The organism is Leptolyngbya sp. AN10 (assembly GCF_050565645.1).
Classification (GTDB): Bacteria; Cyanobacteriota; Cyanobacteriia; order Leptolyngbyales; family Leptolyngbyaceae; genus Leptolyngbya.
This window is the reverse complement of record NZ_JBNXVP010000012.1, coordinates 109,321-124,136: the sequence shown is the minus strand read 5'-3', so window position 1 is coordinate 124,136 and position 14,816 is coordinate 109,321. Positions and strand designations below refer to the sequence as shown.

General features: G+C 47.8%; 13 protein-coding genes. 9 read left to right on the top strand and 4 right to left on the bottom strand.

Annotated features, from left to right (window positions below):
- Positions 1 to 143: 143 nt before the first annotated feature.
- A complete protein-coding gene (locus ACQ4M5_RS18405; protein WP_430677118.1) occupies positions 144 to 1,208 on the bottom strand; it encodes a potassium channel family protein in 1,065 nt (354 codons plus the stop codon).
- Positions 1,209 to 1,401: 193 nt separating this feature from the next.
- On the opposite strand from ACQ4M5_RS18405, the gene ACQ4M5_RS18400 reads away from it, so the two are divergent.
- The 3 genes from ACQ4M5_RS18400 (at position 1,402) to ACQ4M5_RS18390 (ending at position 3,714) form a co-directional block, all read left to right on the top strand.
- Positions 1,402 to 1,866, top strand: coding sequence for a CBS domain-containing protein (locus tag ACQ4M5_RS18400; protein ID WP_430677117.1), 465 nt, complete (start codon positions 1,402 to 1,404; stop codon positions 1,864 to 1,866).
- 19 nt (positions 1,867 to 1,885) lie between these two features.
- Positions 1,886 to 2,542, top strand: a complete 657-nt coding sequence (gene nblB / locus ACQ4M5_RS18395) for a phycobilisome degradation protein NblB (RefSeq protein ID WP_430677116.1) — start codon at positions 1,886 to 1,888, stop codon at positions 2,540 to 2,542.
- A gap of 401 nt (positions 2,543 to 2,943) precedes the next feature.
- The gene (locus ACQ4M5_RS18390; RefSeq protein WP_430677114.1) at positions 2,944 to 3,714 is read left to right on the top strand and encodes a PEP-CTERM sorting domain-containing protein; all 771 of its coding nucleotides are present in this window, start codon (positions 2,944 to 2,946) and stop codon (positions 3,712 to 3,714) included.
- Positions 3,715 to 3,779: 65 nt separating this feature from the next.
- On the opposite strand, the gene ACQ4M5_RS18385 is transcribed toward ACQ4M5_RS18390, so the two are convergent.
- Positions 3,780 to 4,649 (bottom strand): aldose epimerase, encoded by an 870-nt coding sequence (locus ACQ4M5_RS18385; RefSeq protein ID WP_430677113.1) that lies wholly within the window; start codon positions 4,647 to 4,649, stop codon positions 3,780 to 3,782.
- Positions 4,650 to 4,669: 20 nt separating this feature from the next.
- Positions 4,670 to 6,661 carry a CapA family protein gene (locus tag ACQ4M5_RS18380; protein WP_430677112.1) on the bottom strand — a complete coding sequence of 664 codons (1,992 nt, stop codon included), beginning with the start codon at positions 6,659 to 6,661 and terminating at the stop codon, positions 4,670 to 4,672.
- 226 nt (positions 6,662 to 6,887) lie between these two features.
- Between ACQ4M5_RS18380 and ACQ4M5_RS18375 the strand changes: the two genes are divergently transcribed.
- Positions 6,888 to 8,126, top strand: coding sequence for a pentapeptide repeat-containing protein (locus tag ACQ4M5_RS18375; RefSeq protein ID WP_430677111.1), 1,239 nt, complete (start codon positions 6,888 to 6,890; stop codon positions 8,124 to 8,126).
- 350 nt (positions 8,127 to 8,476) lie between these two features.
- On the opposite strand, the gene ACQ4M5_RS18370 is transcribed toward ACQ4M5_RS18375, so the two are convergent.
- A complete protein-coding gene (locus ACQ4M5_RS18370; protein WP_430677110.1) occupies positions 8,477 to 9,835 on the bottom strand; it encodes a CmpA/NrtA family ABC transporter substrate-binding protein in 1,359 nt (452 codons plus the stop codon).
- A 738-nt stretch (positions 9,836 to 10,573) separates the two neighbouring features.
- Here ACQ4M5_RS18370 and ACQ4M5_RS18365 point away from each other — a divergent pair.
- The 5 genes from ACQ4M5_RS18365 (at position 10,574) to ACQ4M5_RS18345 (ending at position 14,796) form a co-directional block, all read left to right on the top strand.
- A complete protein-coding gene (locus ACQ4M5_RS18365; RefSeq protein WP_430677109.1) occupies positions 10,574 to 10,954 on the top strand; it encodes a DUF423 domain-containing protein in 381 nt (126 codons plus the stop codon).
- Between the two features lie 48 nt (positions 10,955 to 11,002).
- Positions 11,003 to 11,785, top strand: a complete 783-nt coding sequence (egtC, locus tag ACQ4M5_RS18360) for an ergothioneine biosynthesis protein EgtC (protein WP_430677108.1) — start codon at positions 11,003 to 11,005, stop codon at positions 11,783 to 11,785.
- Entirely contained in the window at positions 11,754 to 12,911 is a 1,158-nt protein-coding gene (locus ACQ4M5_RS18355; RefSeq protein WP_430677107.1) for an SUMF1/EgtB/PvdO family nonheme iron enzyme, read from the top strand. Before egtC ends, ACQ4M5_RS18355 begins: the two co-directional genes overlap by 32 nt.
- A gap of 10 nt (positions 12,912 to 12,921) precedes the next feature.
- Positions 12,922 to 13,923, top strand: coding sequence for an L-histidine N(alpha)-methyltransferase (egtD, locus tag ACQ4M5_RS18350; protein WP_430677106.1), 1,002 nt, complete (start codon positions 12,922 to 12,924; stop codon positions 13,921 to 13,923).
- A 270-nt stretch (positions 13,924 to 14,193) separates the two neighbouring features.
- Positions 14,194 to 14,796 carry a hypothetical protein gene (locus tag ACQ4M5_RS18345; protein WP_430677105.1) on the top strand — a complete coding sequence of 201 codons (603 nt, stop codon included), beginning with the start codon at positions 14,194 to 14,196 and terminating at the stop codon, positions 14,794 to 14,796.
- Positions 14,797 to 14,816: the final 20 nt, after the last annotated feature.

Below are 14,816 nucleotides of genomic sequence, written 5' to 3'. Positions count from 1 at the left end.
TCACACAAGAGACGATATGAACGCGATCGAGACCACACCCACGGATGAAACTCTATTGTCACAGCAAGAGGCGATATGAACGTGATCGAGATCACACCCACAGATGAAACTTTATTTCTTAAAGCGCGTTTATGTAATTCGCATCAATTCCAAATTCGAGGCGATCCGCGATATCGCATCCTTTTCCGCACGACTAAACTCCGCATCACGGTCGGCATATCCTGCCGATGTCCCATCACAATCACCGCATCGCCTTCTCCCAACACGGTCATTTGTCCCGGATGCGTCATCACCGTTCCATCCGCCCGACGCAGCGCCACGATAATCATCGTCCCTTTTCCTCGGACTTCAATATCCCCGATCGTGGCTCCGATCATCCCCGATTTCTGAGTAATCGCCAGCTCATCAATCTGAACATCCATCTGTCCAAGTAGTTCATTCAGCGTATTGCGATCGTCACCCTTACTAAAGAAATCCAAAGTCGCTGGATGTGTAATCATGTGCGCCATTCGCAAAGCACTAATCGAAGCAGGTAACACCACTTGATTCGCACCTGCCAGTCGGAGTTTTTTCTCAGTCGAAGGCAGTTCCCCACGCGAGAGAATCATCAGCTTCGGATTCAATTCGCGAGCGGTTAGCGTAATGAAAACATTCGCTGCATCATCTGGAAGAACTGTTGCTAAAGCTTTCGCGTTATCAATCCCTGCCTTATACAGCACCGTATCATCTGTCGCATTTCCCATCCGCACGAGATAGCCCTGAGATTCGGCTTGCTCAATTCGATCGGCATCATTATCAATCACTACAAACGTCACTTTGGCATCGGTGAGTTTTTTCGCCAAAATCTGTCCCATGCGCCCAAATCCACAGATAATCACATGATCTTCTAGCGCCTTGATCGTTTCAGACATACGTTTTCTTTGTAAAATCTGCTTGATTTCGCCTTCTGTCACCATCTGCACAAAGCCGCCGACCGCATAGACCGCAGACGATGTACCGCTGATGATCACCAATATGGTAAAAATCTTTAGTTCTGGTGTATTCACAGGGCGAACTTCTCCAAACCCCACTCCGAACACCGTAATCACCACCATATAGAACGCCTCAAGCGGCTCCCAACCCGCGACAATATAGCCCATCGTTGCTAGGAAAACGGTAATCAGGAAAAAGACGACTCCAATGAGAATTCGTCTGAGTGAAGCTTGCATCGATCGCGGATTTTAGTGACGAAGTGACCTTATCATCGCAGATTTATCAAGATTCGGTCTGTGCGCTCGGCAACGGTAACGGTTTTGACATCGAGCCTCGGTTTGTTAAATCCAGTGAATAAGCTCAGTCTCCGTCAGGAATTCCTTAATAATTGATCAGTAAGACCTTTGATAAACGCGATCGACAATCTTCATGGCAAAAACTGTTGCAGACGCGATGAGCCAAAATCCGATCACGGTTCATCCTGAAACCCCAATTAACGATGTCATCAAAATCCTAGCTGAACGTCACATCAGCGGTTTACCCGTCTTGGATGCGGATCAGCGCTTAGTCGGCATCATTTCCGAAACCGATCTAATGTGGCGCGAAACGGATGTTACGCCTCCCGCTTATATCATGCTGCTCGATAGCGTTATCTACCTGGAAAATCCGGGACGCTACGAGAAAGAACTCCATAAAGCGCTAGGGCAAACGGTCGGAGAAGTGATGAGTCCGGCTCCTGTGACGACGACTCCAGATACGCCTCTTTCCAAAGCTGCCAAAGTGATGCACGATCGCAAAGTTCATCGCTTGCCCGTGGTCGATTCCGCTGGTCAAGTCGTGGGAATTCTCACCCGTGGAGACATTATCCGCACAATGGCAGCCGATCAAGCTTGATTTATAAAGAGATTTGCAAATGAATACACCGGATTCAATTCGAGACTTATTACAATCCCAAGATTTTGGCGATCGCTTACGTGGGATTAATCAATTGCGAGACATTGATCCTGCGATCGCGTTTGAACTGATTCAAACTCCCGTTGCAGATAGCAATGTTCGGGTGAGATATGCGGCTGTCAGTCAACTCGCTTCTCTGGGTAGCCAAGATCGCTCTGCGGCTCTGTCTTTGTTAAAAGTAGCGCTGGCAGATATTGAACCTGATGTGCAAGCGGCGGCGGCTGATTCCGTTGGAGCGCTACAACTTACAGAAGCTTACGGCGATCTTGAAGCACTTTATCGCAGAACTCCAGAATGGCTCGTAAGTTTCAGTGTGATCGCGGCATTGGGAGAATTGGGCGATCCTCGATCGTTCGATTTATTAAAAGAAGCCCTAGATTCAGACAGCGAATTGGTGAAAACCGCAGCGATCGGATCACTCGGAGAATTGGGCGATACTCGTGCCGTAGAAATACTGACTCCGTATGCCTCTGATCCGGATTGGCAAGTCCGCGATCGAGTGGTGCAAGCCTTGGGACGATTGAATACTCCGGAGGCAAGAGCCACGATCGAAGCCCTCGCCCACGATGAAACAGAGCAGGTGGCAAAACACGCTCAACAAATCCTCGCTGCGTAATCATCCGGATTCTCGATCGCGCTTGGCGAAAATTTAGTTAAATTCCCTAGCTTTTGCCCGTATCTCTCACGCAGAGGTATGGGCATTTTGCGTATGAAGTAGCAAATTAAACAAAGGCGTTTCAGTAACATGTGAGTTCTCATGCTGACAATATCCTCATAGAAAACTCGTGATTTTTGCAGAGTGCTTAAAGCTTGGATAAATAAGTGGATACGGATAGGGCATCCACGCAGTATCCGTAATAACCTGTATATATCGAAGACAGGAACCGCAAGCCGCCCTCAGAAATACCGAGTTCCTTCGCTCTCCCCCTCAGTTTTACGTATCAGTTTTACGCACCGTAAACTTGTGCATTTCTACCCCTAGATCTTTCATAGACCTTCTTCTCGAATTGGAAATAAATGATGAATAAGCAATTGTCTCTCTCTGTTCTTGCGAGTGTTGTTGCCACTGGTGCGATCGCAGCCTTCCAGCCCACAGCAAACGCTGCTTCTTTCACCGCTCAAGATGCTGTTAACGCAGGCTGTGTCGGAGCATCTACTTGCACTGTCAACAGCTTTAAACTGACTGCAACAGACAATAGCACTCCTGCTAATTCCCGCACGATCACTCAGAAAACCGTGAACGGTCTTCTCGGTTTGGGTGTAAGCAACGGCACGAACCCTGATCCGTCAGGCGGTGAGATCGATTTTAACGAGATTCTTAGCGTGGGATTTGGTCGATCGCTGAACTTAAAGTATCTTGATTTGAGTTTCCTCTACCAACCTGGTGTTTTCAATGATGCAGTCTTTGAAGTTGCATTGGTGAAAGAAACGGGTGGAACGCAAACGGGTAAACTGCGCGTCACCGGAGATACCAGCGCGGTTTGGGAATCGACTGACGGATCGGTGATCAATCTTTCGCCTTCCACCAGACGCAAGGGCGGAGCTTACAGAATTTTCAATCCATTTGGAGATTCCAAGATTCAAGGCTTTAGCCTGACCGCGTTAAAAGTTCGTAGTGATGACCCGACGAAAACTTGTTCGACTGGCAAAAAATGTCCGTCTGATTCTCGAAACTCTGACTTTGCTCTAACTGCGGTACAAGTGCCTGAACCCACGACGGTGGCTGGTTTAGGTTTAGTCGGTCTGCTGGCGTTTGCGCGTCGTCGGACGATCGCGAAAGCAGACTAATCCGATTCTCGGTTTTTCGTGCAGCTAACTCTGGTGCGATCGCTCTTCACGGGGCGATCGTTTTTTTACGAAAATTCGATCGACAAACTTACCGTTGTATTGAGCGTGTTTCCAGGCTCGATCGACAAGATCCGCTCTCCTGTATTCAACGCATTCCGAGGAGCACTCCAAGGTTCGAGACAATAGAAATCCTTCCCTTTCAATGTCCAAAATACGAGGAGCGGAAATTCATTCGCGGCAGTCAGCGTAATTCGAGTGTGACGGCTTAAATCTGTGACATTCGAGACTTGACGACTCACCTCAAGAAACGCCCAATCGATTTCATCTTGAGCAAAATCGAACGTATTAAAAAATGGGTAACGGTCTTGAGTGCGTTGATCGAGCGCTTCAGTTGCAGGAATTTCAAATCGAAGTTGGTGCTTCTCCAATGCCAGAAAATACGGATGAAACCCGATCGAGAACGGCATCGCTTCATCAGACAGATTCGTGATTTTTTGATCGATCGATAAAGTCTGACCTTTCAAGGTATACGTAAATTCCAACCGGAACTGAAACGGATACTTTTCGAGGGTTTGAGCATCGCTAGAAAGCGCGATCGTGAAACTCAGTTCTCCATCGGTTTTTTGCCCCACGACCTCCCAAGGCAGATCACGTGCAAATCCATGCTGTTTCAGCGTGTAAGTCTGTCCCTTATACGTATAGGTATTATTCGGTAGATTCCCGCAGATTGGAAACAGAATCGGAATCCCCCCTCTTACGGAAAGAGTCGGATCAGCGAATCGAGCGGTATCCATGTAAAGCAATTCGCGCCCCTGAACTTGCCAACTGGTGATAATGCCGCCGCGATCGGGAACGATTTCGAGCTTGGAATTAGAAGCTCGATCGACAAGCACATAAGTATCAAATTGGAGGCGACGACGTTCGATAGAAAACACAGGCAGGTGAATGAATGGTGTTAAGGATGGAGATTAGCAGTCATCGTCTCAGAAGAATGGTCTGCATACCGACGGTGAACAGGTTCGAGACTCTGGGTCGGTGTGGGACGACTGCGATCGCTGCTGGAATCGGTCTGTCGATCGCTCGATGGGTCGGTTGCCTGTGGATTAGGCGGCGCAGTTTCGGGAACCACCGGAGCCGGAGACGGGGTTTGATTGATAAATGAATTGTTATTCCACGGTTGATCAGAGGGAGTGGGTTGAGCAGCGGGATCAGGCGTTGATTGGGGATCACTCGAAGCATCCGGACTCGTCTCAGGCGAGGCTTCTGGGGATGGTGCAAGCTGCGAATCGGGAGAAGATTCTGGAGCAGTCTGCAAATCAGGGGATGGAGTCGTTTGATCGATCGACGAATCCGGTTTGACGATCGACTCTTCTGAATGAGTCACTGTATTCGATCGAGCATCGATCACAGTGGGCGACTTTAACGGCTGTTGGAACACATCGGACACAGATTCGATTTGATGCAAAATTTCTTTTCCACGATCGCCAGTGGCAACACGGGGCTGAAATCCTTGCACCTCAACAGGTAACAACTCAACTCTCATCTGCCGATCTTTCAGGGCAACTCGCAGCATTGCAGTGTCATAATCACTTTCGGTTTTGCCCCCAAAAATGAAGTTGCCAAGCGAGTAAACGATCGGGCGACCTTTGTAAACTTCTGCACCTTGCAAAATATTGGAATGATGACCGATCACTAAATCGGCTCCTTGGTCGATCGAGAATCGTGCTAACGCCATCTGAGCATCATTCGGATACTTGGCAATATCTTCGCCCCAGTGAAAGTTAACGATCACCCAATCGACTTGGCTCCGAATCGCTTGAATGTCTGCGGCAATGCGATTGTTCTGTTTCAGGTTGGTTCCAGGTTTCGAGTCTTCTGCGGCTTGATCTGCTGTGCCGTAGTAGCCAAGGTATGCCACTCGTTGCCCATCCACATCGAGAATTTCTGGGCGGCGTGCCTCTTTCGCATCCCGTCCCGCTCCAAAGTGGCGAATTCCCGCTTGATCTAAGGTTTTGATCGTTTCCTCTAACCCTGCACCCTGATAATCCATGATGCGATTGTTCGCGAGATTCACCAGTCCGATTCCGCCGTTCTTGAGGACTTCCACTTGAGCGGGATCAACTTTGAACGGATCGCTTTTAGCTGAATCAGTTGCAGTCGTGAATGGCGCTTCGAGATTGACGATCGAGACATCCGCTAGTTTAGTCTCCTGAAGTGCCGCAAATGCCCAGTGCTTATCGTCTTTCACCATATCGGTGTAGCTGTGCGTCAAGGACACATCACCCCCAAATAAGAGTGTTGCCGTTCCATCCTGTGACGTGCCAGCGGTTTCGACTTGAACGGGTTCTAATGCGGTCGTGACTGTATTCGATCGAGCAACCGTTTCCGAATTTGCAGCAGTCGCGGTTTGTTGCTCTGTAGGCGAATCTGCGTAACCGAGCCAGCATCCGAAAATAAACGCAGCCGCAGTCGTTCCGGTTAACAACAGCGATCGTAATGCCCGAAACTGAACTTTCTGCCGAGTGACTTGCCGAATTCGGGTCTTGATTACATCAGGAGAAGGTTGCGGTTCTGAACCTGCTGCTAATTTCGCGCGACGGGCGGGAGAAATCACTTTCACCGTCTTGCGCCAGAGGAGTTGCGGCTTTCCGATGAAGCGAGCCACGACTTGAACACCCTCGATCGCATCCGAATTTAATTTCCAGATGTGATGACAAATGAATCGAACTAAACTTTGTTGAAATTCGGGCGAGGTCGCATCGATTTCTGGGGACGGATGAAACTCGACAAACACCCGAATACAACCTGGTTGGGGAGCGGCTTCAGTTTGAGCAAACAGATTATGGGGAAGCAGAAACACATTCAGCCAATACGCGATCGCTTCGAGATCACCCGATCGCGCTCTGTCCTCAACTGAAGGCGGACTAGATTCAGTTGCGTAACCCATACTGTTTAGACTCCACACGCACAATCACACAGATTAGTAATACTGCAATTCTGAGAAGTTGAACGAATTTTATGGCATAACAGCCGATTTTTGTCACATTACGGAAATATTTTTTGCATGATGACGCGATATTTTGATCAATACTCGAATGGATGACCCAGAAGACCCCGATCGCCTTTCTAGGAAGCGAGTAGGATAAGCATAATGACTGAGTTCACCATTGCCCATGTCTGTCGATCCAAACTTGGCTCCATCGTCCACAACGAACGGTTCATCGCCCGATATTTCCTCGATTCCTACTCGTGCAGAAGTCTCTAGAGAGCGCACCGCTGCCCATCACTCTCCGACCCAATTGGGTTCGTCGCCGAATCTGTCTCGATCGCTAATCTTGATCGTGGCGTTGTTGGTGGTGTCGATCGGGCTATTTCTCAATCAGTTTTGGATCATTTTGGCAGGCACGATTGTGACGCTGCTGCTATCGGCTCAAATTCTCTACCCAACCGTGAAGCCGATCGTGATCGAAATTCTCACCGAGCAAGACCAAGGAATTGTTCTGGGGTCGATCGGGGGAATTGTCGGCTTGATTGGATTGTTCAAGCTGTTGGGCGCAGATCGGGTGATCGGAGAGTTGTACAACAATCTGCAATGGGACGCGATCGGCGCTTTGGGTGAAGTCTTTGGCGCGTTGGGGCAGATTCTAATTGCGATTTTGGCAGTTTATATTGCGTGGCGGCAGTACATTATCTCGATCGAGCTTACGGTTCAACAAAATACGATTACGCAGCAACAAACGATCGATACTTATTTTCAAGGGATTTCCGATTTGGTCTTGGATGAAGAGGGATTATTAGAAGATTGGCCCCAAGAAAGAGCGATCGCAGAAGGACGAACGGCAGCGATTCTCAGCAGCGTCGATGGGGCAGGAAAAGCAAAAATCATTCGATTCCTGTCTCGTGCAAAGTTACTGTCGCCACTCAAACGAGATTCGCGGTTAGGACGGGCAATTCTGAATGGAACAGGTGGATATGCTGAAGATCGGCTGCATGGAATTCGCGTGATCGATTTAGGCATTATGTTGGCAGCGGCAGATCTTTCGGGAACCGATTTACGCTGGACAGATTTGAGTGAAGCCAATTTGATTCGAGCGAATTTAACCAATTGCGATTTAGTCAAAACGAATTTTTCTCGTACTGTTTTGTGTGGTGCCAGTTTGCGGGGAGCCGATTTGAGTGGCACTCGATTCTTCTATGGCAAAGCAGAAACCGCGACTCCCAGAAGCCGGACTGAACCCGCAAATTTTAGAACGGGAGCTTATACGGGTGCGGTGGTTGAAAATGCAGACTTCACGGGTGCAGAAGATATGACGGAAGATCAGCGCTATTATTGCTGCGCTTGGGGCGGTGCAAAGACTCGTGGAACAATTCCGGGCGGGTGTGAGGGAATTCCAAACAAATTGGGACGCTGAAGTTTAAAAAAGAAAACAAGAGCACAGTCCGTCTTTCGACGTTCCACACTCTTGATGCTATCCTTTGGGACACTCGATCGCAGTTTGAAGGAACTTGTATCGACGCTCCAAACTGCCAAAACTTTCTAAACTTTCGCGGCTTTATCCTTGAGAATTTCGACTCTGCCCGTGTCAAGGTCGTAGTACGCGCCCACGACTTTCAGCTTGTTCTCTTTGATCAAACCTAGATCAAACCTACAAGAATCGGAGATTTCTTCAACGTCTCAACCTGCCCTAGTGTCGTATTTGACTCAGGTTGGAAGAGCGCGATCGCACAAATCAGACAGGACTGATGCGATCGCATGCTTTTACTAAACGTTGACTTTCTTCACTTTCAGGCTCTTGAGATATTCAGTCGGATTGGCAGCATCGAACTTCGTGCCATCGAAGAAGGTCTCAACACCGCGAGTGGTTTCTTTTGGAATGTCTGCATCAGTGATTCCCGCTTCTTTTGCTGCTTCTTTCCACAGATCTTCCCGGTTAGTTTTATCGACCAATTCTTTGACATTGGTTTCGGCTGGAATTATGCCCCAACGAATGTTCTCGGTCAGGAACCAAGTATCGTGGCTCTTGTATGGGTAAGACACGCTGCCTTTGCTGTCTTTCCAGTAGAGCGGACCCATTGCAGTGTCGTTAATTTCAGGCTGACCGTCGCCCATGTTGTACCGACCTGCAAGCGGCGGTTCGAGCACGTTCACAGGCAGGTTAAAGTACTGCCGCCCGCCGAGAATCTGCGCGAGTTCTTTACGGTTCGCCTGATTGTCGCACCATTGTTGAGCTTCCATTAAGCCCTTCATGATTGCTTTCGCAGCTTTCGGGTGCTTGTCTACCCAGTCGGCTCTCATCCCGAAGTATTCTTCTGGGTGATCTTTCCACATTTGGGCAGTTAGAGTGCCCATGAAACCGATGTTGTCTGCCAAGATGCGGAAGGGCCAGGGGTCGCCTGTGCTGAATCCGTCCATCGTTCCGGTTTTCATGTTCGCCACGGTTTGTGCTGGAGGAACAACGATCAGTCTGACATCGGTATCGGGGTTGATTCCGCCTGCTGCCAACCAGTAGCGAATCCAGAGTTCTTGGTTCGCGCCAGGGAAGGTGTAAGCTGCGGTGAATGGCGTTCCTTTCGAGGCAAGCTCTTTGAGATAGTTCGCGCCACCTTTGGAAAGGTCGAGGTGGAGATTCTTGCCGAGGTGCTTGTTGGCGATCGCAATTCCGTTTCCTTGCGTCGAGGTTTGCATCAGCACGTACATCGGCACTTTCCGATTATCGGTGATTCTGCCATCTGCGATCGCATAAGGCATCGGCATTTGGAATTGTGCGCCATCGATTCCACCACCACCTGCACCGATGACGATGTTATCGCGCAATGCACCCCAAGAGGATTGCTTGAGAACTTGCACATCGGTCATGCCGTATTTAGCAAACATTTGCTTTTCAACGGCAACGACAAAGGGTGCTGCTTCAAAAATCGGCAGGTAGCCCAGACGTGCAGTGGTGACTTCTGGAGCATCGCCGCTACCCGGATTTACCGCAGGTACAGCACCAGGGGAGGCGGGAGCAGAAGCATTGCCGCCAGAGCTTGGAGGATTGCCGACACAGCTTTTGAGCAAGACTGCACCAAATCCGGTTGCAGTTGCGGTGAACAAGAATCGGCGGCGAGAATACTGACTCATAACACGAATCTCCTAACAAACAAAATCGCTATTTTTTGACATGAGAAGCCGTCAGGAGTAATCCCAAAGTGACAGCTTTTCGAGAAGTTAAGCTGAGTACGAATTGATTGAATTCTCAACACAAATTTAGCGACCAGATGGACGCAAAGCCGCGCAGTTTCTCGCATTTTCTAGCGCTTGGACAAACGGATAGAAGCTGCAATCGAACGGCATTTGTATCTGTGTTCAAGTATTCAATTGAGAAATAAACTTTGGAGAAGTTCGTTGTTTCTCCTTCGTGATGAGACTCAGTGTATAGCCTTTTATGGTGATCTTGAACAGGGTAGGAATAAAACAATAAGAGTAATATCCAATTGGTTCGATAAGTTTTTGTTGTGATTGTTTTATTGACTGTTTTCTTAAGTGGTTCTTCTCGCTTGTATTGGTTAATCATAAGAATTGAGTGTGAGCTATGCAAAATCTGAAAATGCTTGAAGTCTCGATGAGATGGACAGTTGACTGTTCTATGTTTATCGAATCCAAGCTTTTATTTAGATTAGGTGTGCTCTATCCTTTGCGATTTGAATTCAGGTCAATTTTTGCTTTTCAAGTATTCAGAATTAACCGAATTCATGCTCGATTTGATTCTGTTGATAGATCAGAATCGATTTATTTTTGTTTAAGAAACTTCATAGTAACGATCGAGCTTTATTCCCGGATCTAGAATCATCGAGTAGAACAAATCGAAATAATTGGAAAATGACGCAATTCTTCTTATCAGCAGGAGCGATTCTGGCGGGAATTTCAGTTGCGGGAGGTGCATTTGCGACTCATGCCTTGAGAGCAAAATTAGACGATCGAGCTTTAGAGATTTTTGAGACGGGAGCGCAGTATCAGATGTATCACGCGATCGCATTAATTTTAGTTGCTCTTTTTATTAGCCAAACTAATTTCTCAGATCCGCTTTTAACCGCTTCAGGGATTGCATTTATTGTCGGAATTGTCTTGTTTTCTGGGAGCCTGTACGCGCTTTCATTATCGGGTGTGAAGATTTTAGGCGCAGTAGCTCCGATCGGTGGAGCGGCGTTTCTGGCAGGATGGGCTTGTTTGGCGATCTCTGCTTGGCGGTTGAAACCATAATCTGAGAATTTATGTCAGAGTTGGAATGTTCGATCCCTAACTATATTTATGTGTCGTTTGCTTGGTTATCTAGGGCGACCTGTGTTGCTCGATCGATTAATTTCTCAATCGGATCACTCTCTCGTCGTGCAAAGCTATCAGCCTAAAGAAATGACAGCGGGTACGGTGAATGCGGATGGTTTTGGAGTCGGTTGGTATCATGCCGCTCGTGAAACCGAACCGTTTACCTATCGCAGCACTTTACCGATTTGGAACGATGTAAATTTGCAGAGTTTGAGTCGATATGTCGAATCGGGCTGTGTACTAGCGAATGTTCGGAGTGCAACGGCAGGATTGGCAACGGATTTGAGTAATACTCAACCGTTTCAATATGCGTCGATTATGGGACTGCATAACGGATTCATTCAAGATTTTCGCCAAACTTTGTATCGTCCGATGCGCGATCGATTGAGTGATCTGGCTTATCAATTGGTGCAAGGAGTGACCGATTCGGAGCATCTCTTTGCCACGGTGATTGATGAATTGGAATCTAGCACCAATCTCACGGATGCGTTGCACCGGACTTTAAAGGTGCTGATGGAATTAGGAGAAAAACATCAAGTTCCATTTTCTGCAAATCTGATTTTGAGTGATGGCTATCAACTGGTGGCTTCTCGGTATGCTCAGGGCGTTCAGACTCCAACGCTTTATTATTTGCAGAATGATTTAACTTTCCCCGACTCTGTGCTGATTGCATCGGAACCGCTGTTTGAGGGAAAGTGGAAAGCGTTGCCCGATCGCTGTTTGTTGACCGTTGATCATGACTTTGAGCCAGATATCACTCCGATCTGAGTTGCGACACTCAATGCAGCAGTGTCGATCGAGAACGCTTTCCCTGATTCAATCGCTGGATTATGAGGCGTTTTGCACTCAAGCCCATCCAGATTTCAGCCCGATCGGGTGGCATTTGGGACATATTGCGTATACTGAAGCGCTCTGGATTTTGCAGCGATGTGCAGGGTATCCGCCTGTATTTTCTGAGTATCATCGCTTGTTTGCTCAGGATGGATTGCCGAAGTGCGATCGCGTTCGTTTGCCTGAAATTCCAGTCGTGCTGGACTATTTGGAAACGGTGCGATCGAAAGTTTTTGACTATTTAGCGATCGCGCCTCTGGATCAGCAGGAACGATTGTGGAAATGGTTGCTGCAACATGAATGCCAACATGCGGAAACGATGTCGATCGTGCTTGCACAGTTGGGAGCGGGTGGAAGCCCCCTAAATCCCCCACGAGTGGGGGACTTTGAGAATGAGGATTCTTCAGAGTGTGGGGGAATGATTTTGATTCCGGCGGGTTCGTTTGTTCAGGGGAGTGACGCGATCGAGGCGCAAGATAATGAACGTTCGTCGCATGAAGTGTATTTAGAAGCGTATTGGATCGATCGATATCCGGTGACGAATCGAGAATATCGATCGTTTATCGAAGCGGGCGGCTACCAAGATCCGAAATGGTGGTCAGAGCAAAGCTGGAACTGGCTTCAGGAAAACAAAATTCAACATCCTCTATACTGGCTGCCTTCCTCAAAGTCCCCCAGAATGGGGGATTTAGGGGGCACAACCCACCCCAACCGCAGCGACGATTCCCCCGTCTGCGGTGTGAGTTGGTATGAAGCCGATGCTTACACAAAATTTGTCGGAAAACGACTTCCAACCGAAGCTGAATGGGAAAAAGCGGCTGGATTTCAAAATATGCTCGGTCAAGTTTGGCAATGGACAGCGACTTGGTTTGATGCCTATCCCAACTTTGAAGACTATCCGTATCCTGGATATTCTCAAACTTACTTCGATCGTGCTCACCGAGTTCTCAAAGGTGGAAGCTTCGTCACTTTTCCGTGGGCGATGCGAAACTCCTTCCGAAACTGGTATTATCCGCACGTTCGAGAGATTTTCTCTGGGTTTCGCTGTGTTTCTGGTGTGTAAGGAGCTTGCTGTGGTTCAAAGTATTCATGATCGTGTTCATCTCACTTATCTAATCGATCGCTCAACTCCATCCAAAGACGAGTTGCATCCCGGTAGTGATGTGGTTCTCGGATTGAGCCAAACCCCGAAAACGCTACCGCCTCGATATTTCTATGACGATCGAGGTTCCCAACTGTTTGAACAAATTACCGAGCTTCCGGAGTACTATCTCACCCGCACCGAGACCGAAATTCTAAGATCCTGTGCGCCCGAAATTGCTCAAATTACCGAAGCTTGTGAACTGGTTGAACTGGGAAGTGGAAATTCGACCAAAACTCGGATTTTACTCGATGCGTATCGATCGTTCGGTCATCCGCTCGTGTATTGCCCGATCGATGTCAGTGCTGGAATTCTCGAAAGTAGTGCTCACAGTCTTTTGCGTGATTACTCGGAACTCGAAGTCTATGGACTTGTTGGAACTTATGAACTCGCACTAGAAAAATTACCGAATACGCATCTTTCGAGCCGCATGATTGGCTTTATTGGCAGTACATTGGGGAATTTGAACCCGGAAGAGTGCGATATTTTTCTCGATCGAATCGCACATGCGCTGAAATCAAAAGAGTATTTTCTACTCGGAATTGATTTACACAAATCGACTGAACAACTTGAAGCGGCATATAACGATCGACAAGGAATCACTGCTGAATTTAATTTGAATATGTTGCGTCATCTGAATCAGCGATTTCAGGGAGATTTTGATTTAACCCAGTTTCAACACATTGCAATTTATAACGAAACTGAGCGACAAATTGAAATGCACCTGCGGAGTTTGCGATCGCAAATTGTGCATCTCCAAGCATTAAATTTAACCGTCGAATTTGCAGAAGGAGAAACGATCCTAAGTGAAATCTCGCGGAAATTTGATCTCGATCAAATGAAAAAGCTGTTGACAGAAAAACAACTCAACTGCATCCAGGTTTGGACAGATTCGCAGTCTGCCTTTGCCGTTTTACTTTGTCAACGTGCCTAAAGTTGAAAAAGTCGAGTTTGATCAAACCTTGGGCACTCTAAATTTCGTCCAGCACTTTGCAAAACTGGGCATTTCTAATGCTTAAATTTGTTAGAAACTGCCCTTTTTTTGAAAAAACTATATAAACTGATATGGACAAACGGGAAGATCTGATCTTGAATATTAGTGGAATCACTGAAACGATCGGAATATCCTGGATTGAGTCACAATTGCCTGAATACGGTTTAGGAGAACATTCGCGTTGCAATCCAGCATGAAGGTGAAGGGGAGATGAGTGAAACAACGTCATTTTTAGGAGGAGCAGCACTCGCAGGACTAGCGGCTGTGATTTTGCTCAGAGGAGGAGTCGGCAGTACGAATACCCCCATGCTCTCTCCCGCTCAACCTCTTCCCAACTACGGCTATTCTGTCCAGCCAGGTGTGCCTGTTCCCACGGCTCCCCCCACGACGACCGGAATCGATACCGATAAGCAACGTGCTGAAACTGAGCAATTGAGAGCGCTGGTCGAGCAGCAGCGCATTCAAACTGAGCAACTTAAAACTCAGCTTCAAAGTCAGCAAGCCCTGATCGAAACGCTGAATGCTCAGAATAAGGCTGCGTTAGCCAATCCGCAAAAACCCGCGAATTCGTCGATCGAGAATAATCCCGTTTTCTCGAATTTGCTCTGGATGTTGGGCGGTGTGATTCTGACCTTTGGCGGCGGAATTGCGCTCGTTGGTATGTTCGTTCTGTTTGCGAAACAGCAGCGACCCTCCCGCACGATCGAAGTCGTTCACGATGAATATCCTGGATATTTGTCGAATCGTCGTAGAACTCAAGTGCTGCCTGCTCGTCGATCGATTCGTCGAGTTGAAGCAGAGGAAATCGATTAATAGTACAGTGTGAAGTGATT

What these genes read in the sequence shown, in the direction of transcription:
- ACQ4M5_RS18365 (WP_430677109.1), top strand. Translation starts at nt 10,574, where the DNA reads ATGACGCAATTCTTCTTATCAGCAGGAGCGATTCTGGCGGGAATTTCA.
- ACQ4M5_RS18390 (WP_430677114.1), top strand. Translation starts at nt 2,944, where the DNA reads ATGATGAATAAGCAATTGTCTCTCTCTGTTCTTGCGAGTGTTGTTGCC.
- ACQ4M5_RS18380 (WP_430677112.1), bottom strand. Translation starts at nt 6,661, where the DNA reads ATGGGTTACGCAACTGAATCTAGTCCGCCTTCAGTTGAGGACAGAGCG.
- nblB (WP_430677116.1), top strand. Translation starts at nt 1,886, where the DNA reads ATGAATACACCGGATTCAATTCGAGACTTATTACAATCCCAAGATTTT.
- ACQ4M5_RS18375 (WP_430677111.1), top strand. Translation starts at nt 6,888, where the DNA reads ATGTCTGTCGATCCAAACTTGGCTCCATCGTCCACAACGAACGGTTCA.
- ACQ4M5_RS18370 (WP_430677110.1), bottom strand. Translation starts at nt 9,835, where the DNA reads ATGAGTCAGTATTCTCGCCGCCGATTCTTGTTCACCGCAACTGCAACC.
- ACQ4M5_RS18355 (WP_430677107.1), top strand. Translation starts at nt 11,754, where the DNA reads ATGACTTTGAGCCAGATATCACTCCGATCTGAGTTGCGACACTCAATG.
- egtC (WP_430677108.1), top strand. Translation starts at nt 11,003, where the DNA reads ATGTGTCGTTTGCTTGGTTATCTAGGGCGACCTGTGTTGCTCGATCGA.
- ACQ4M5_RS18400 (WP_430677117.1), top strand. Translation starts at nt 1,402, where the DNA reads ATGGCAAAAACTGTTGCAGACGCGATGAGCCAAAATCCGATCACGGTT.
- ACQ4M5_RS18405 (WP_430677118.1), bottom strand. Translation starts at nt 1,208, where the DNA reads ATGCAAGCTTCACTCAGACGAATTCTCATTGGAGTCGTCTTTTTCCTG.
- ACQ4M5_RS18345 (WP_430677105.1), top strand. Translation starts at nt 14,194, where the DNA reads ATGAGTGAAACAACGTCATTTTTAGGAGGAGCAGCACTCGCAGGACTA.